The organism is Tunicatimonas pelagia, from assembly GCF_030506325.1.
Taxonomy (GTDB): Bacteria; Bacteroidota; Bacteroidia; order Cytophagales; family Cyclobacteriaceae; genus Tunicatimonas; species Tunicatimonas pelagia.
Genome location: NZ_CP120683.1, coordinates 1,625,011 through 1,642,110 on the forward strand (window position 1 = coordinate 1,625,011; position 17,100 = coordinate 1,642,110).

Annotated in this window: 17 protein-coding genes; 6 read left to right on the plus strand and 11 right to left on the minus strand. The window is 45.3% G+C overall.

Annotation, left to right across the window (positions count from 1 at the left end; all coding sequences use genetic code 11):
• Position 1 precedes the first annotated feature (1 nt).
• Both P0M28_RS06810 and P0M28_RS06815 read right to left on the minus strand, forming a co-directional pair.
• Positions 2-1,156, minus strand: a complete 1,155-nt coding sequence (locus P0M28_RS06810) for a tetratricopeptide repeat protein (protein ID WP_302208935.1) — start codon at positions 1,154-1,156, stop codon at positions 2-4.
• Between the two features lie 165 nt (positions 1,157-1,321).
• A complete protein-coding gene (locus tag P0M28_RS06815) occupies positions 1,322-2,290 on the minus strand; it encodes an isoaspartyl peptidase/L-asparaginase family protein (protein WP_302208936.1) in 969 nt (322 codons plus the stop codon).
• A 112-nt stretch (positions 2,291-2,402) separates the two neighbouring features.
• Here P0M28_RS06815 and P0M28_RS06820 point away from each other — a divergent pair, with 112 nt between their 5' ends.
• Both P0M28_RS06820 and P0M28_RS06825 read left to right on the plus strand, forming a co-directional pair.
• Positions 2,403-4,397: an OmpA family protein gene (locus P0M28_RS06820; protein WP_302208937.1), complete on the plus strand. Its 1,995-nt coding sequence runs from the start codon at positions 2,403-2,405 to the stop codon at positions 4,395-4,397.
• An 81-nt stretch (positions 4,398-4,478) separates the two neighbouring features.
• On the plus strand, positions 4,479-5,087 hold the full coding sequence (locus P0M28_RS06825) for a CDP-alcohol phosphatidyltransferase family protein (protein WP_302208938.1): 609 nt from the start codon (positions 4,479-4,481) through the stop codon (positions 5,085-5,087).
• 119 nt (positions 5,088-5,206) lie between these two features.
• Here P0M28_RS06825 and P0M28_RS06830 read toward each other — a convergent pair whose 3' ends face one another.
• Entirely contained in the window at positions 5,207-5,893 is a 687-nt protein-coding gene (locus tag P0M28_RS06830) for an SDR family oxidoreductase (RefSeq protein WP_302208939.1), read from the minus strand.
• Positions 5,894-6,165: 272 nt separating this feature from the next.
• Between P0M28_RS06830 and P0M28_RS06835 the strand changes: the two genes are divergently transcribed.
• Positions 6,166-6,588, plus strand: coding sequence for a GNAT family N-acetyltransferase (locus P0M28_RS06835; protein WP_302208940.1), 423 nt, complete (start codon positions 6,166-6,168; stop codon positions 6,586-6,588).
• Between the two features lie 14 nt (positions 6,589-6,602).
• On the opposite strand, the gene P0M28_RS06840 is transcribed toward P0M28_RS06835, so the two are convergent.
• A complete protein-coding gene (locus tag P0M28_RS06840; protein ID WP_302208941.1) occupies positions 6,603-7,979 on the minus strand; it encodes an HTTM domain-containing protein in 1,377 nt (458 codons plus the stop codon).
• 116 nt (positions 7,980-8,095) lie between these two features.
• Between P0M28_RS06840 and P0M28_RS06845 the strand changes: the two genes are divergently transcribed.
• A complete protein-coding gene (locus P0M28_RS06845; RefSeq protein WP_302208942.1) occupies positions 8,096-8,338 on the plus strand; it encodes a hypothetical protein in 243 nt (80 codons plus the stop codon).
• A gap of 5 nt (positions 8,339-8,343) precedes the next feature.
• On the opposite strand, the gene P0M28_RS06850 is transcribed toward P0M28_RS06845, so the two are convergent.
• Complete coding sequence (locus P0M28_RS06850) at positions 8,344-8,895, minus strand: hypothetical protein (RefSeq protein ID WP_302208943.1); 552 nt, start codon at positions 8,893-8,895, stop codon at positions 8,344-8,346.
• Between the two features lie 104 nt (positions 8,896-8,999).
• Here P0M28_RS06850 and mnmA point away from each other — a divergent pair, with 104 nt between their 5' ends.
• Positions 9,000-10,202 (plus strand): tRNA 2-thiouridine(34) synthase MnmA, encoded by a 1,203-nt coding sequence (gene mnmA / locus P0M28_RS06855; RefSeq protein ID WP_302208945.1) that lies wholly within the window; start codon positions 9,000-9,002, stop codon positions 10,200-10,202.
• Here the strand turns inward: mnmA and P0M28_RS06860 are convergent.
• The 5 genes from P0M28_RS06860 to P0M28_RS06880 form a co-directional block, all read right to left on the minus strand.
• The gene (locus P0M28_RS06860; RefSeq protein WP_302208946.1) at positions 10,185-10,373 is read right to left on the minus strand and encodes a hypothetical protein; all 189 of its coding nucleotides are present in this window, start codon (positions 10,371-10,373) and stop codon (positions 10,185-10,187) included. The genes mnmA and P0M28_RS06860 overlap by 18 nt on opposite strands.
• Positions 10,374-10,462: 89 nt before the next feature.
• Positions 10,463-11,308 (minus strand): oxygenase MpaB family protein, encoded by an 846-nt coding sequence (locus P0M28_RS06865; RefSeq protein WP_302208947.1) that lies wholly within the window; start codon positions 11,306-11,308, stop codon positions 10,463-10,465.
• Entirely contained in the window at positions 11,305-11,520 is a 216-nt protein-coding gene (locus P0M28_RS06870; RefSeq protein ID WP_302208948.1) for a hypothetical protein, read from the minus strand. The genes P0M28_RS06865 and P0M28_RS06870 overlap by 4 nt, the downstream gene beginning before the upstream one ends.
• A gap of 115 nt (positions 11,521-11,635) precedes the next feature.
• The gene (menD, locus tag P0M28_RS06875) at positions 11,636-13,342 is read right to left on the minus strand and encodes a 2-succinyl-5-enolpyruvyl-6-hydroxy-3-cyclohexene-1-carboxylic-acid synthase (RefSeq protein ID WP_302208949.1); all 1,707 of its coding nucleotides are present in this window, start codon (positions 13,340-13,342) and stop codon (positions 11,636-11,638) included.
• Between the two features lie 64 nt (positions 13,343-13,406).
• A complete protein-coding gene (locus P0M28_RS06880; protein ID WP_302208950.1) occupies positions 13,407-15,362 on the minus strand; it encodes an AMP-binding protein in 1,956 nt (651 codons plus the stop codon).
• Positions 15,363-15,495: 133 nt separating this feature from the next.
• Here P0M28_RS06880 and P0M28_RS06885 point away from each other — a divergent pair, with 133 nt between their 5' ends.
• Positions 15,496-16,161, plus strand: a complete 666-nt coding sequence (locus P0M28_RS06885; RefSeq protein WP_302208952.1) for an SGNH/GDSL hydrolase family protein — start codon at positions 15,496-15,498, stop codon at positions 16,159-16,161.
• Positions 16,162-16,196: 35 nt separating this feature from the next.
• On the opposite strand, the gene P0M28_RS06890 is transcribed toward P0M28_RS06885, so the two are convergent.
• Positions 16,197-17,087 carry a hypothetical protein gene (locus P0M28_RS06890; RefSeq protein ID WP_302208954.1) on the minus strand — a complete coding sequence of 297 codons (891 nt, stop codon included), beginning with the start codon at positions 17,085-17,087 and terminating at the stop codon, positions 16,197-16,199.
• Positions 17,088-17,100: the final 13 nt, after the last annotated feature.

A 17,100-nucleotide genomic window follows, 5' to 3' on the forward strand; every position in this document is an offset into this window, starting at 1 on the left:
ATTACGGGTTAGGTTCGTCAGGGGTGATCGATTGAATTGACGGCACCCCCTGTTTCATTCGCTGAAATTCTTCTTCCTGCTTTTTACGGTACAAATATGCAACTTTTCCTCGTAGATCATCAAGCTCTTGAGTGGCTATCTGATGAATACTGTACTGCTGCATAGAATCCAGTTCCAGAATGGCTTCGTACTGCTCAATGGCTCGCGAATAGTTATAGCGCTTATTCTGCACCCGGGCCAACGTTAGCATCGCCTGCTTGTCATCTGACTGAATAGCCAATAGCTGACGAGAATAATGAGCGGCAGAATCGTAACGACGGTCTTTATAGTATAGATTCTGCAACTCGCGTAATACTAATACTACTGGAGTGCGAGTCTGTGTTTTGATTTGATACAAAATTACTCGGGCACTATCTTCGTAACCGGTTTTTCGTAAAATTCGGGCTTGTTGCAGTAGCAATCGGCTATCAGTAGCATTTTTAGGCTGCTCAAGAATCTTTTCCATATACGATTTAGCCCGCTTATAGTCGCCGGTGTTCATGTAAAAATCCACCAATACTCCGTACACGGCTACGGCCTCAGCTCCTAGCTCCAGGCTTTTAAGCAAGTTTTGCTCCGCAGCCAGCGTATCTCCTAGCATGACTAATGCTTTTCCTTTCCGAAAATAGTTTTGCGGGTTTTTAGGGGCGTACCTCAGGGCACTATCGCTGTAGTGCAGTGCCTCTTCAAAATAGTTACTGTTGATATTAGCTTCAGCGAGAATATCGTAGATATCGATCCGTTCGCCTCCTTTGCTACGCGCTAATTGAGCTGCTCGCACCGCTTCCCGGTTTTGCCCTTTCAGCAGCAACGCCCGCGCACTAGCAAGATGATAAGCTGGTTCATCGCCATTTATCTCCAGAGCTTTTCGGATACTGGCCAGAGCATTATTAGCTTTGTTCTGCTGGAGCAGTAGTTCGGCTCGATGATAGTAGGCATCGGCATTCTCCGGTTCATCCTGAATAATTTCGTCTACCGAAGCCAAAGCATACGAATAGTATTCTTCGTCGAAGGTGGGTACTTCCGGAATGTCATAAGCCTCCTGCGAAGTACAAGCTACCGAAATAATTTGAATAGCGGCTAAATACGCAATTGTGGCTCTCAATGAAGTTCTCATTTGTGGTCGACTATGGTGCTATAGTGCGAAGTGTTATAGTGTTATCGTTTTAGGTTCAGAATGAACTCGGTACCAAAAAACTTCACGCTCATTACCATAGCACACTAACACCATAATACTTTAACACTACTTTAGAACGCAATTTTCTGAAAAATTATTGACAAATTAAGAGTAAAAACTCTCTACATCTTTCATCTGATTGGTTCCTTGAGCATATTGAGCAAAATTGAAGCCAGGCTGCAAACTATATGCCCCTACTTCTCCTTGTTTGCTGACGGCCAAAAACCCAATCTGAATGTCTTTGGCATTTTTTTGTTTGGCAATTCGGCGCACCGCTTTTTCGCAGGCTTGCTGAGGTGAGTTACCTTGCCGCATCAGTTCTACGATCAGATGCGCTCCACATACTTTTATAACGGCTTCGCCCATACCGGTGGCGGTAGCAGCTCCTACTTCATTATCGACGAATAAGCCCGCCCCAATAATGGGTGAATCTCCTACCCGACCGTGCATCTTGTAGGCTAAGCCACTGGTCGTACAGGCTCCCGATAGGTTTCCGTCGGCATCTAGGGCAACCATACCGATAGTATCGTGGTTCTCTACGTTGATAATGGGTTTGTATTCGGCTTCCTTTAGCCATTCTTGCCAGGCTTTCTCGGCCCGTTCGGTGAGCAAGTTCTCCTGTTCAAATCCTTGATCCATCGCAAATTGTAAGGCTCCTTCGCCTACCAGCATCACGTGAGGGGTTTCTTCCATTACCTGCCGAGCCACCGAAATTGGGTGCTTAATTCCTTCTAAACACGCTACGGCACCGCACTCGCCGTTTTCATCCATAATGCAGGCATCTAGGGTCACTCGACCGTCCCGATCGGGTAAACCGCCGTAGCCTACACTTAAATTATCTTCGGCCTCAGTGATCCGCACCCCGGCTTCCACTGCATCTAGGGCGGTTCCTCCTTGATTCAGAATTTTCCAGGCCGCCGCATTGGCATTAATACCGTGCTCCCAGGTAGAAACTACCACTGGTTTGGCAGTTGGTTTTGCCAATGCCTGAGAGGGACTAGCGGTAGCCGTTGCTGCGGCAGTGGCTGCTACTCCCGCACTTACTTTTTTAAGGAAATTTCTTCGTCGGATCATGATGTGTAGTTACTTATTATGGCAATAAAGTAACGAACTTGCTCGATAACCTACAAGGGGGCACTGTTTTTACTAAAAAGGTGTTGCCGACTCAAAGCCTGATACCAATTGCATGAAATCTCGTTTTTTCGCCATTCTTATCTTCCTTTTTTCCAGCATTTTATGCACCAATGAGGTAACTGCCCAGCGGGGTGCTAGCCAAAGAAAAAAACAGCAAGAGCCACCCCGCCGGAATACCACTTCCTATACATCTAAGTCTAAAAAAGCTATTGAGTACTACGAGGATGCTTTTTCTTTCTTCTTACGACGGCAATACGGTCAGGCTCTAGAATTATTAGACTATTGCCTGAAAAAAGACCCCGCTTTTTCTGAAGCTCATTTACAAGCTGCCAAAATCTACGAAGTACTACTGGATGCCGCTCGAGCCGAATATCACTATAAAAAAGTAGCGAAACAGCAGCCAGGAAACGCGAAATTCGTGGAAGCCCCCTACCAATTAGCCAAAATGTATTTTCAGCAAGGAAAATATGCCGATGCCCGCTCACTCGCTACCTCCGCAATAGAAACTCCCAAAGTAGCGCAAGTAATTAGGGATGAAGCGCAGATGCTGCTAGCAAACATTAATTTTACCGAAGAAGCTATTCAGCAACCGGTAGATTTTCAGCCCCGACGAGTGGAAGGACAACTTCATCAGTTTCCGCTCCAGTATTTTCCGGTACTTACGGTAGATCAGCAAACGATGATCTTCACCGGAAGGCGCGGAGTTAGCCCGCGTTACGATGAAGATATCTACGTAAGTCATAAAAACGCCCAGGGTGAGTGGCAAGCTCCTGAACTCCTTTCCGAGAATATTACCACCATGCATAATGAAGGCACCTGTGCTATTTCAGCCGACGGACGCACGCTGATCTTCACGGCTTGCGAAGGCCGAAAGGGCTACGGTAGCTGCGATTTGTTTGTGAGCTACCGAACAGGCGATACCTGGTCGGTTCCGAAGAACTTAGGGGCGGAAGTAAACTCATCGTCCTGGGAGTCACAGCCCACATTATCAGCCGACGGCAACACGCTATACTTTGTTTCCGACCGATCGGGCGGACTAGGAAAACGGGATATTTATCTGACCCGGCGCAATTCGCAGGGCGAGTGGAGCAATGCCCAGAATGCTGGAAAAACAATTAATACTCCTCGGGATGAAGTATCACCCTTCATCCATGTGAACGGGCAAACTCTGTATTTTGCTTCCAATGGCCGGCCGGGCTTTGGTGGGTTTGATTTGTACGTAACCGAGCAAACCGAAAAACAGTGGAGTGAGCCTAAAAACTTGGGTTATCCAATCAATACCTACGAAGATCAGGCTTCCCTATTTATCACTGCCGACGGACAAGATGCTTACTACTCCAACGAAGAGCAGCGACAAGGACAGTACATCCGCAGCGAAATCTACACCTTTGCTATTCCCGCCCAGATTCAGGTGCAAAATCGCAGCAATTACGTATTCGGAAAGGTCTACCACGCATTGACAAAGGAACCGCTGGAAGCTACCATTGAGTTAGTGGATTTACGCCAGCAACAACCCATCTCTGCCGTAACTTCTGACCCAGCAAACGGGGAGTATTTAATGGTACTTACCGAAGGCTCAGAATATGCTTTGTACGTCAACAAAGACAATTTCCTTTTCAGAAGCCTTACCTTTAACTACTTAGCACCATCTGAGGCTTATATTCAGCAACCCATTGAAATCGATGTTTACTTAGACCCGGTAGAAAAAGGACGGGAAACAGTGCTGAATAACGTTTTTTTTGATACCGATAAATACGTTATCCAAGAGAAGTCTAAGCCCGAGCTCGATAAAATCGCGTCCTTTCTGCAAGAGAACCCAACTATTTCCGTTTCTATTAATGGGCACACTGATAACGTAGGCTCCGATTCGTATAACAAAACGCTCTCTACACAACGAGCCAAAGCTGTTTATGATTATTTACTTCAGGCTGGAGTGCCTGCCGAACGACTAGCGTACCAAGGCTACGGTGCCGAAAAACCTATCGCTGATAACAATACCGCCGAAGGCCGTCAAAAAAATCGGCGGATCGCGTTTGAAATCTTATAGGAATCCTGTACCTTTTCCGGTAGAATGCATAGGTTGTGGCATAGTATTTTGTCGCTAATTTTTAACTGATACTATTACATTGTGAAGCCATTGTTTAAGGTGCAAGACTATAATCTTGCGGAGTGGATACCCTTCTTACGCTTAGTGTCAGTGCCTTTCGTCTTGGTGTTAATTGGCCTGGAAATCAGGCTTTTGGTCGCTTTCATCTACTTTGTTAGTTTTTGTACTGATGCATTGGATGGTTTTGTAGCGCGCACCTTCCGTATGGAAACCGATCGGCGAGGCCGACTAGATTCTATTGCTGATGAGTTCTTGTTAGCAGCGGGGGTTATCGGACTTTACATTTTTGAACCAGTCTTTTTCGCCGAGAATTCTTCCTGGATTTTTACAGTCATTGGGCTGTATATTTTTCAATTGCTATTTGCCCTTATTCGCTACGGCACTTATTCCAGCTTTCATACCATCTCCGCCCGAGCAGCTACGGTAGTGCAGGCCGTTTTTTTCATGAGTATGTTTTTCTTTGGACCCCAACCTTGGCTATTTACCGCGATGATTGGTCTATCATTACTAGATTCTCTGGAAGAAGTGGCATTAATTGCACGTTTACCCCAGTGGCAAGCGCACGTAAACGGTATTTTCTGGCTCAGGAAAGCCCAACGAGCCGGCAATCAAGAGGAGATTCATCACTGAAGGAGATGTGAGATGTGAGATGTGAGATGTGAGATGTGAGATGTGAAAAATAACACGGTAACACCTGAACACTCTAGCAACACCCAACGACTGTCAACCGTGGGCTATGGACTAAAAAACTACCACTCAATCCGCTTACCGTCGCGGAAGAAACCACCAGTTGGCCCGTCCTTAGGAAGGGTTGCGGCCCAGACAATGCCCTCCGCTCCCTCGGCCACACTACGCGGTGCTTCTTTTCCACCCATATCGGTACGAACCCAACCTGGACCTACTGAATTCACCAAAATACCAGTTCCTTTTAGGTCGGCAGCAAGTTTGATGGTGAGCACATTTAGCGATGCTTTAGAAATGCTGTAAGCCGGAGTGCCTCCGCTCATACCATTTAGTGCTCCCGCTCCGCTAGAAACATTGACAATTCGTCCGTAGCTATGCTCGCGCATCATCGGAATAAAGGCTTGGCTCACTCGCCAAGGCCCCAGCAGATTAGCATCAAAAGCTTCTTGAGCAATTTTCAAATCTGCTTGCTCGGCGTTCTGCCAAGAGTCGTAGTGAATACCCGCATTATTAATCAGCATATCCAGTCGTCCGTACTGCTCTTCCACGTAGCTTCGTATCTTGGCTATACTAGCGTCGTTGGTCACATCTAGCGGATGATAGGATATTTGGTCACTACCTAGCTCTGCCACTGCCTTCTTTCCTTTTTCTTCATTCCGGCTAGTTAAAATTACTTGGTGTCCTGCCTCGGCTAACTGCCGACAAACTTCTTGGCCAATTCCTCGGTTGGCTCCGGTTACTAGTGCAATCATCAATTATAGGTGTTCAGGTGTTCAGGTGTTCAGGTGTTCAGGTGTTCAGGTGTTCAGGTGTTCAAAGTTATCCACGAACACCTAAATACACAAGAACACATCGCTATACTACTGCATTTTTGATTTTTTCTACGGCAGTTACTACTGTTTCTGAAAACTATCCACTGTAGACCCCTTTCTGTTTTTAGTTAAATAGATAAGTGATTCAGGAGGCGGATAACTTTGAGAAAAATTGTAGTATTGAACCAGTCTACCAGCTCAATACTTAAGCAATGGAAGAGACCTTCTTGGTATCTACTGACCGTAATAAACTGGATATAGATATGATTCATGCCTACCTGAGCAGTCAGGCGTATTGGTCTAAAGGCAGAAGCCGTTCGGTAGTAGAAAAATCCATTGCAAATTCATTGTGCTTTGGAGTGTACCACCCGAGCGGTAAACAGGTAGGGTTTGCCCGCGTAGTGACTGACTACGCGGTGTTTGCTTGGCTCATGGATGTTTTTATTGTAGAGGATTACCGAGGCCGAGGGTTGAGTAAACAAATGCTTAGGAGTATCATGAACCATGCTGATTTACAGAATCTACAGCGCTGGGGGCTACTCACTGCCGATGCTCACGCACTTTATCAGCAGTACGGATTTTCATCAGTTGATTCACCCGAATGGTTTATGGAGTTAGTGAAGTCTCCTTCGTAACGAATTGCGAAACACTATTCTGGCAGATTTCTATCGGGATAAATCCAGGTAGCATGGCGGAAGGGCTGCCAAGATACATCGGCCAAATCTACCGAACTGTCTACTAAAGGAGCCCGTTTGTGGCCGTTGAGACTTACTTTACCGTGAGCGTAGATCGCCACATCGGCGTAGCCCTTTTCTTGGTACGTTTTCTCCAAATACTGGCTAAACTGCCAGATCATATCCGGGTGGGTCGCCAACTTGCGGGATTGTTTGGAAGTAAGATGATCGCGAGGTTCCTCCCACCAAATTTCCCCAGTTGCTTTATCCTCTACCATAAACCGAACTGAACCAGCCTTAGTACGCAGCATCATGCGCCACGATAACCGGTGCCCTTCTTCCGTCCAGAATACATTTCCTTCGTACAAATAATGCCGTAGTGGTAGATACACCTGCCAAGCAAAGTATATAATTCCCAGAGCCATTATCCAAGTTGGTAAGCTATAATTAGTTTGAGTCACTACTTCAGAAGTAACCGATGGTTTACGCTTAAAAAACACTTGGCGAACCTGTGTGGGCGGGAAGAAAAATACGCAAAGCGCGATAGCGAGATAAGGAAAAATACCAATATGAAAAACGGCTGAGTTAAATCCGTGAAAGAACACGCCTATTGCAAATGCCCACGGACGAGTCTTGCGCCACAACAAGGCTGGAATGATTAAGCCATCAAACGCAATACCACCGTACACCACCATTGTTTGTAACCACTCTTGCTGTAGCAACGGCCCAATGAGCCAGAAGTCAGCCTTGCCGCCAAACCATAAGCCAACAGGAATACCCGCCAGCCAATCTGGATATATTTTAGCTAGCGAAGCAAATGTGTACACAATAAACAGTTGCACCACAAAAACCACCGTACACCAACGTGGGCATGTAAGCGACTTTGCTACCCTGTTTTGCTGCACATCGAGTGAGTAGTAGCGATGAGCCGGCATCAACGCCATAACCCAGCATAGTAGCATCAGTAAGTAATAGTGATTATTATAGCTGGTTTTCTGCAAAAGATAGCTCGCCGACCATAGTACCGCATAGGTTAGCATCGCCAACCGATAGCGATAGCCCAACATCACCATTACTCCGGCTACTCCCATTAGTCCGTAGACTGCGTACATCGTTTCACCCAATAGTATTTGCAGAAAATCGAGGCCAATGAAGTTAAAGGTGAAAGCTGGCTCAACGTATGTTCGACCCACCCAGCCGGTTAGAATGGCTCCAAAGCCCTCGGCAGCAATCAGAAAGCCGAAGGCTACTCGAAATAAAATTAACGAACTATTATCTATGGGGGTGGTCAGCCAGTTAGATAAGTTTACCACTCGATCACTGGAGGGTGGAGTATGGGTTAGGGTATCCATAGCAGTGAAGTTACTAGAACTTTTGGGCAAATCTGTCGCAAGTAAGCTATCGTTGAGTTTGGCAAAGAAAAAGTACTACTTATCATATTTATTTGTTGCTGTAACCCTCGCTTATTATGACGCATCAGGATTTCAAGAAGTATTCAGTTAGACAGCAAATTTATACAATTCATCAGTACGCTCATTTTTTAACGCTTACTACTATCGGAGATTGTATTACTCGCTTATACGCACTAGATGATTTCTATGTGGAGTACAGGTACAATATCACTACGCTGCAAGTAAGCGTAGATGCCTTTAAGGACACTGACCGGCTTTCTTCATTTCTGAGCGAAGTAGATCTGTCTGTTTTTTCCTGAACTGGTTACAGGGCAGCTGGTAAGTAGCCTTTTTGCATCAACAGTGGCCTTAACTTCCGCCGGAAGTTCAACTGTTGGCCAGAGTTAGGAAACTCAATCATTTCGTTGTGAATTACCCGGAACCCGCTCTTTCTTAGCGGTTCGGCTACTCCCCGAAAAATCACGGCTGAGATTAAGACGATAGGTACATTGGGACTAGCTACCAATAGAATTTTCTGAATAAGTTCAGGCACATTCTCGCGATACACATTGGTGCGAGCGGTAGCAGTAGTATTAGGCAATGGCGAATCGTGACCATGCATGAGGAAAAAACCTTCTTCCTGAAAGCGTTCCAGAAAATAGCTTTTCTCGGCTCGTAGTTGCCTTACGGTTTCAAAGGCTGCTACCTCTTCGGCAAATAGCACCTTCATCATTTCCAAAAATAAGCTATCGCCCCGGCGTACCTTTTCGAAATAAAAGTAACGATTTCGCTCTTCCGGTGGCGGTGCCTCGGTAACGAACAGTAATTTAACCTTGCTAGGACGATATTTCTCTCGAGCTTCAATAAACTTAGTCATTTGTCGCTAACTTCTATTCATTGCACATTGTTAACTGTTCATTGCTAATTGTTTAAGCTGAACCATTTTTCCCAGATTGCAGTATACTTAGCAAATCTTATGTTATGAAGAAGAGAGTGGTAGTCGGCATGTCGGGGGGAGTAGACTCCAGTGTAGCAGCACATTTACTAGTAGAACAAGGCTACGAGGTGATTGGTCTGTTCATGAAAAACTGGCACGACGACAGCGTAGTCATCAGTCGGGAATGCCCTTGGGTGGAAGACAGTCAGGATGCCTTGATCGTTGCCCAGAAGTTAGGCGTACCGTTCCAGACGATTGACCTAAGCGCAGCATATAAAGAGCGGATTGTAGACTATATGTTCCACGAATACGAGCAGGGTAGAACCCCCAACCCCGATGTGCTATGTAACCGCGAGATTAAGTTTGATATTTTTCTTAAAACGGCTCTACGATTGGGAGCAGACTTCGTGGCGACGGGTCACTATTGCCGTAAAGCCGAAAGTACTAACGCAGAAGGCAGCGAAACTTACCACCTACTAGCGGGAAAAGACCATAACAAAGATCAAAGCTACTTTCTCTGTCAGCTCAATCAGGAGCAGTTAAGTAAAGCATTGTTTCCGATCGGGGAAATGGAAAAATCGGAAGTGCGCCAACTGGCTCGTGAGCTGGATCTAGTAACAGCAGAAAAGAAAGACTCTCAGGGATTATGTTTTATAGGTAAAGTGCGCCTACCGGAGTTTTTACAGCAAAAACTGCTTCCCAAGAAGGGAAGAATTATAGAAATACCGAAAGATGCTTCGGTCTTCGAACGCCAACTAGTCACCACTTCCGGCGAAGAAACTGCTGCCAATAGTTTAACTGAATTGGCTGCGCCTTATGCATACCAACCTGATTTGGGCAAAGTGGTGGGCGAACACCAGGGTGCTCATTATTTTACTATTGGTCAGCGAAAAGGGTTAAACGTAGGCGGTAGTCCCGAGCCCCTGTTTGTATTAGCCACCGACACTACCGAAAACATAGTATACGTCGGACAAAGTGACCAACACTCCGGCTTATACCGCCCGGCGTTATTTGTAACCAAAGAGGAAACTCATTGGCTGCGAGAAGATTTACGGCTGGAAGATGGCGAAGAAGCTCGTTATCAGGCACGTATTCGCTACCGCCAAAACCTGGAAGAAGCTACGCTGTACCAAACCGCCGAGGGGCTCTACATCGTCTTTGATCGTCCCCAGAAAAGCATTGCTGCCGGACAGTTCGTTGCTTGGTACAGCGGAGAAGAACTTATTGGTTCAGGGGTCATTAACTAGGGCGTGTTGACTCAACTCCTCAACCGCCTGATCTATCCATAATTTTCTTTGCCATTGGGTGTAATCGAACGGTTCTCGCATAATTAAGCTGATAAAGCGCTCAGCCCGAACTTCCCCTAAGCTCGCTACTAAAACTTCTAGCCCTTGCAATTTTATCTCGGTATCAGTCATTTCCTATCTAAGGTTTTAATTACGTCTATCGGATTAATTGCCTCACAATATTCTCATTTCTAGATTAGTAAAACTAAAACAGCTATGAATTAAAACGTACCCAATTCTTCAATTTTGTATCCATCAGGATAAGTAGGTCGATTTCGCTCACTTCCCAAAACTGGCTTGCTACGCTCAGGCCAGTAGCGCATAAGTTTGGCGCGTAGCTTCAATCCACCTGTGGTAACTTTTCTCATCAATACTGAAGGGTGCGGAAAACCGAATGCATTGAGCAAATTTTCGTCCATCATGGCGTAAAGCAATGGGCGACCGAGAGGCCACAGTTGCTTAGGTAGGTAGAAACTTAGAAATAAATCGCAGGTGGCCTCTCCTACCGCACGGTTCGATGGTGCGTACTTGAAATATTTGCGCTCGTAGTCAATATTGAACTGTTCCAATTCGTGATAGTTATCAGGAATATCCTTAATGTTCATTCGCTTTCCCACTTCCCGATAAAAATAGAAAGTAGCTAACTCTTCTTTTTGGGTCGGTTTACGCCAGCCGTAGCGTTTTAACCAACGATTAGGTTCGTAAATGAACGTAGTTAGCACGTATAGCATATCTTCGTTGGTAATTGAAAAGCGTCCGTGCATCTGGTTCATGCGGCGCAACGCTTTTCTCCCTCGCTCGCTATCGTAGCCGTGCTCGGCCAGCGTATACATAATGATTTCGGTATCGTCGTAGCGTTTTTGGGGTCGCTTGGTTAGCTCTCCAGTTTGGGCGAGTAGCTTGGAGATAGAGGGAACGGCGTAAGTACGAAACAGCGCAAATTCTAACGCCCGCTCAAGATCCCACGGGAATACGTGGCAAGTCAGCAGATACGCAATTTCCTGATGATCGCGCCAAGCATCTAACTGGCTAATCCGCTGAGTAATATGTTTTCGGGATCTTCTCAAAGGCTGGATTCTCTTATTTCCTCAATCTCAAAATCATCTGAAGTACCGTATTTGATTAGATCGCTTAGCTCGTAAGTATCTAGCGAAAGTAAATCTTTCACCCGGTAATTTTTGTCCTCCAACCTTTCCAACACCTCAAAGCGAGATTCTTCCCCGTAGTTATAGAGGTAATACTTCTTCCCTATCCGAAGATTATCTAGCGACATGGTCATAGTTGCTAATTGTTTAATTATTGTTAATGGTGTTTGGAATTGGGTGTTAGGTTTTGGAAACGCCTATAATTACCTCTACCTATGTTTATGCTTTCCAATTCCTAAAACCTGTCACCTAATCCCCAGATTTAAATTGACGAAAAATATCGGTATTGGTTTGACTATCCGAAACAATTTCTAGCAACTTGGCGTGCTGGCGGTGATCGGTAAAAAAACCAGGTAGTAATTGTTCTAGTTCGAGATGCGCTTCATTCTGATTTATATCCAATCGATGGTATTCTAAACCAAAATCACTTGCCGTATTTTTTGCTTCCAATTTTTGTTGAGTTACAAAATACTCTTCCAGTTCAGGCTGACGGCTTGGCCCATCAATCATCCGGAAGATTCCACCACCGTGATTGTTTAAAACAATTATTCTAAGGTTAGGAACTAGATAGTTATGCCAGAAAGCATTGCGGTCGTAGAAAAATGCCAGATCGCCCGTAATCAGAATATGCAGTCGATTGGGAGAAGCTAAGGCAGCACCTACGGCAGTGCTGCTGCTTCCATCAATGCCACTGGTACCCCGATTGGCGATTACTTCTACATCAGTATAGTCATTCGGTAAACTAATCAGATTAGCATAACGAACTGCCATGCTATTCGCCAAATGTAAGCTACTTGGCTGAGGAAGGTTCTTTAGCACCGTCACCACGGCATAAAACTCACTCGCCTTCGTCTCATCAGATTCAAAAAACGTAGTAACCTTCTGAGTAGCCTGTTCTTCCTGCTCTTGCCAGGCTTGATAGTAATCGCTCGGGGATTTTCCCAACCAATCTTTCGCTATCTGAAAAAAAGTAGTCGAGCGGGTATAAATGACTTTGGTTAGAGACTGAAAAGTATCAGCCGTTACCCCGCTCGGCTGAATGTGCCAATGAGCTTGTGGGCGATGTTTCCGTAAGAAGAGTTTTAAATTTTTGGAAATAACCGAAAGCCCAAAAGTAAGTAGCAAGTCGGGTTGTAGCGACCCTGATGCGTTTTTCCCGAGAAAAACATCAGGATGCCTAACAGTAGAGTCCGCCAAATGAAAATTTGAGATTATATCCGCTACCACCGGAACCTGCTGATATTCACTATACTCCGCTATTTGCCGACACACATTCTGATCTAGATTGCCCTGCCCAACCACGATTAGCTTACGCTCATACTGCTGCCACTCGGCTTGCAACTGCTGTTGTAATGCTAAGGACAACTGCATGTCTCCTTCATGATACTGAATTACTTTTACCGAATCATCAAAAGAAATTTCTTTGCCTTCTTCTGGGTAGAACGGCTCACGAATGGGAATATTTACGTGAACTGGTCCTGGCGGATATCTTTGGGTTTGATTTATCGCTTCTGAAACCTGACGATGGGCGTACCACTGGTCGGCTTCGGCCTGACCGACAGGTAATTCATAACTTGCCTTTACGTGCTTACCATAAATGTTGCGCTGCCGAATAGTTTGCCCATCCAGTTGGTCGATCCACTCGGGTGGACGGTCAGCTGTCAGGATGAGTAAAGGAATTTGCTGGAAGTAGGCTTCGGCTACGGCGGGAGCGTAATTATACGCGGCACTCCCCGAAGTACAAATCAAGGCTACCGGATTATGAGTTTGCCGAGCCATGCCTAACCCAATAAACGCTGCCGACCGTTCATCACTCACGGTGTAGGTTTCAATAGTTGGATGACGGACAAAAGCAATTGTCAGCGGAGCATTACGGGATCCAGGAGAAATAATCGCTTGGCGAACTCCAAGTTCGGCGCAGATTTGCGCGGTAGCGATGACAGAAGATAGAATCAAGCTTTTTCAAACAAACTTATTCTCTTTGGGAAAGTTTTCCAACCCTGCTTTTAGCTTAACTTCTTTATGAAGAATACCCATCGCGCAATGTTCGGCGCATCAACTTATTAGAGGCTGTTCTCGGCAAGCTGTCTTTCTGAACTACGTCAGCAATGCGGAACAACGGATTCAACTGCTGGGAAAGCAGTTTTTGAAGTTCTTTTTTCAGGGGTTCTTTCTCTACCGTTCGATCCGTCAGATAAAAAACCACCAATTGTTCTGGACCACCCTCGGGTGGAGAAATGGCTACTGCCGCCGATTCTGTAATTACCCCGTGTTGGTTAAGTACTTTCTCAATTTCTACAGCACTCACTTTTATTCCTCCCAGATTCATCACATCATCGGCTCGACCTTGACTGCGGTAAAATACGGTCTGATTGAGTTCACCTAAAACCTGGTAATTGTCGCCGTGCTTGCGGAGCGGACGACCATCTTCCAACGTAGGGCTACCCGCGTAGTAAGCTTCATGATGATCGCGGTTTAGCAACTTTTGTGATAATCCGATAGCGGGAGGCACGATGAATACTTCCCCAGCTTGAGATGGATCAAGTTCCCCTGTTTCATGATTTCTGAACCGAATTTCTAACCCTAAAGCGGGAGTGGTGAAGGTAGCCGGAATAGCGGGTTGCACCACCGTTCCGGTGAGGTAACCACCGCCAATCTCGGTTCCACCACAGTACTCGATGATCGGGGCTTTAAAGTTATTCAGCCACATCAGGTACAGATAATCCTCGGCATTAGAGGGCTCTCCGGTAGAGCTGAACACCCGTACTGACCACCGATAATCTTCCATAGCTTTACTAGCCCGCCAAACCTTCACCAGTGAAGGAATCGTGCCCAGAATACTGATCTTAGTTTCTTCTACAAATTTTCCAAATGCTGCCGAAGCCGCTGAACCTGTAAATAGCGCGATGGTTGCCTGATTCATTAGCGTAGCGTAAATCAGCCAGGGCCCCATCATCCAGCCCATGCTCGTTGTCCAAGTCACTACATCATTCGGGTGAATATCGTGGTGAAAGTGTCCGTCCATCGCACACTTAATCGGAGTCAGTTGGTTCCAGGGAATGGCTTTAGGTTCGGAAGTAGTGCCTGATGAGAATAGTATACTGATTGTATCATCCGGCTGACCGATATGGGTTTCAGCCGTGGTTTCCCCTAAAAAATCATCCCAGATAATATCGTCTGATCTTAATTGCGTATCCGGTTGGTTTTGTACAACGACAGCTAACGGAGTATTAGCTTCTTTTACTCGTGAATAGACATTGAGCAATTTTTGATTATAAGCGTAAGCATCTACCGTGATAACCGCTTTTGCCTTGGCGATCTTCAGTCGGCTACTTAACTCTTGGGACGAAAAGCTATCGGCAATCAGTACTGCTGCCATTCCCGCTTTTATAATTCCTAAGTAAGCGGCTACGGCTTCTTTTCCGAGTGGCATATACAAGGCTACTGCATCGCCGGGCTTAAAATTTAAATTCTTTAAACCGGAAGCTACCCGGTTTACGAGTTCTTCTAACTGCCCGTAGGATAGTGTTTCAGTCTGCCCGGACTCATCCGCTAGGGTTAACGCGGGTTTATCAGCCGGAGCCTGGAAGCAGCTTTCCGCAATATTCAGTTGCGCTCCCCTGAGCCAATTCACCTGTTCGTTTCCCTGGCTATCGTCCAGTATCTGCTGATAAGGTTTATCCAGTTGAATATTCAACCGTCTAACTACCGCCTCCCAAAACACAGCTCGATTTTGTATTGACCATTGGTATAAATCGGCGTATGATTCTACCTCGACTTGCGCCATTAGCTCAGAGATGTTAGCACTTTGAACGGTAGATTCATCCGGGTGCCAGGCTACTTTGAGTGGTTCGTTCTCGTAGATATTCTGATAAGTCTTCCAGGTCTGCTCAAAGCTAAGTTTACCTCGAGCATTACTAGCTACGGACTGCCATTGCTGGATCTTTTGGGCTAAATTGTTAGTTTCTGCTTCCATACTTTTAGGAAAATACGATCTTTTCGCTTACTTAGAACGAACTTATTACCAGGATGATTGGGATAACGATAGATGACCAGTATAATAATCGATTGCTACCCGAACAATACACACGTAAAACTAATAAATACTTATGCCGGTATCTCAGTTACTATCGCTTTGTTTTCTGATTTTATTAATAGGTATTGTTGCTTGCCAGCCGGAGAAGAAACGGATTGTGTTCTTTGGCGATTCTATTACTCAAGCGGGTAACGAACCCGGTGGCTACATTGACCTGCTGCGCCAACAGATGGACACGTCTCGCTACGAACTTATTGGGGCGGGTATCAGTGGTAATAAAGTTCCTGACCTTCAAGGGCGCGTGCAGGAGGATGTGCTGAGTCATAAGCCGGATGTAGTCTTGATCTACATCGGTATTAATGATGTGTGGCACTTCTACAAGTTTGAGGGGACTACTGGAACGGAAAAATCGGTGTACGAAGCCGGGCTGAAAGATTTGATTCAAACCATTACTGCTACGGGTAGCGAAGTAATTTTAGCCACTCCTACCGTGATTGGCGAAGACCCCGATAGCCAAGATGAAACCAACCAGCGATTGGTAGAGTATGCCGAAGTAGTACGGCAGGTGGCTAATGAAACAAATACTCCGCTGTGCGATCTTCGAACGAATATTAGCGAGTACCTCCGGGCAAATAATCTATCCAAGCAATACGAGGGAATACTGACAGGCGATGGCGTACACATGAACCGGAAAGGCAACCAGTTTCTGGCTGACCAGTTTAAATCTTGTATTCTATAGACAGGCTTTATTAGGTCGGTAAGGGTGCTACTTTTTTATATTTCTTCCTCTTCCTGAAATACAACCGAGCCCCGATTGTAAATAGCTTGCATAATCAGCCCAAACAGCACTCCAAACACAATAATGATAATATTGATTAAACCTTCGGCGCTGAACGACATCCGGATAAGTACAGTAGATAAGATAAATCCGGTATTTCTGATGAGTTGGTTATAATCTTTAATATGCTTAAAGGAAACAATTAATACTAGTACGTCGATCAGGATGAGCAGTATGAAAAACTCATGATAAAATATCCAATTGACATCAGTTACTTCACTAATCTGCTCAGTTAGGTACCAGTACGTTTCTAGCAACCACTTTACAAAGCTAAATATTGTAAGTCCGACAAAGGCAGCGAACAACAACACACTAACTCGCCGTTTAAACCTTAGGAATGGCACGATGCGCTCAGAGAAACCTATTTTGGGGCTTGATTTTGCCTGCCGATTAAATTGCTGGATAATTAGAAATAATGCAATTAGACCGACAAAATCTGCTAACAACTGAATGTTATAATCGTATGCAAACCAGTCAAGCGATAAGGTAGCATTAGAGACATCCTTAAAAATACGTCGCACTACAATTAGTGAAATAATCTCGTACTGCTTACTCACAAAGGTGGTGAACGAGGAAGGCAGGTAGTAGATTAGTAAGTAGACCTCAAATACTAAAATAAAGGTAAAGGGAGTATATAGTGTGGCAATAGGGTTGGTCAGCAAGCTTCCCTTTAACAACTCGACAGGCAGTACGTGCAGCCAATGTAAAAAGACTAAAAAAACATGAATAAGAAAACCAACAATACTTAAATTGATTATTAACTGATCAAAGCGTTCCTTAAAGTGATCACTCAGGATTTTATTGGCAATGGAATCTAGCCCTTTCATACAAGTGAGGTCT

What these genes read in the sequence shown, in the direction of transcription:
- P0M28_RS06810 (WP_302208935.1), bottom strand. Translation starts at nt 1,156, where the DNA reads ATGAGAACTTCATTGAGAGCCACAATTGCGTATTTAGCCGCTATTCAA.
- P0M28_RS06815 (WP_302208936.1), bottom strand. Translation starts at nt 2,290, where the DNA reads ATGATCCGACGAAGAAATTTCCTTAAAAAAGTAAGTGCGGGAGTAGCA.
- P0M28_RS06820 (WP_302208937.1), top strand. Translation starts at nt 2,403, where the DNA reads ATGAAATCTCGTTTTTTCGCCATTCTTATCTTCCTTTTTTCCAGCATT.
- P0M28_RS06830 (WP_302208939.1), bottom strand. Translation starts at nt 5,893, where the DNA reads ATGATTGCACTAGTAACCGGAGCCAACCGAGGAATTGGCCAAGAAGTT.
- P0M28_RS06835 (WP_302208940.1), top strand. Translation starts at nt 6,166, where the DNA reads ATGGAAGAGACCTTCTTGGTATCTACTGACCGTAATAAACTGGATATA.
- P0M28_RS06840 (WP_302208941.1), bottom strand. Translation starts at nt 7,979, where the DNA reads ATGGATACCCTAACCCATACTCCACCCTCCAGTGATCGAGTGGTAAAC.
- P0M28_RS06845 (WP_302208942.1), top strand. Translation starts at nt 8,096, where the DNA reads ATGACGCATCAGGATTTCAAGAAGTATTCAGTTAGACAGCAAATTTAT.
- P0M28_RS06850 (WP_302208943.1), bottom strand. Translation starts at nt 8,895, where the DNA reads ATGACTAAGTTTATTGAAGCTCGAGAGAAATATCGTCCTAGCAAGGTT.
- mnmA (WP_302208945.1), top strand. Translation starts at nt 9,000, where the DNA reads ATGAAGAAGAGAGTGGTAGTCGGCATGTCGGGGGGAGTAGACTCCAGT.
- P0M28_RS06860 (WP_302208946.1), bottom strand. Translation starts at nt 10,373, where the DNA reads ATGACTGATACCGAGATAAAATTGCAAGGGCTAGAAGTTTTAGTAGCG.
- P0M28_RS06870 (WP_302208948.1), bottom strand. Translation starts at nt 11,520, where the DNA reads ATGACCATGTCGCTAGATAATCTTCGGATAGGGAAGAAGTATTACCTC.
- P0M28_RS06880 (WP_302208950.1), bottom strand. Translation starts at nt 15,362, where the DNA reads ATGGAAGCAGAAACTAACAATTTAGCCCAAAAGATCCAGCAATGGCAG.
- P0M28_RS06885 (WP_302208952.1), top strand. Translation starts at nt 15,496, where the DNA reads ATGCCGGTATCTCAGTTACTATCGCTTTGTTTTCTGATTTTATTAATA.
- P0M28_RS06890 (WP_302208954.1), bottom strand. Translation starts at nt 17,087, where the DNA reads ATGAAAGGGCTAGATTCCATTGCCAATAAAATCCTGAGTGATCACTTT.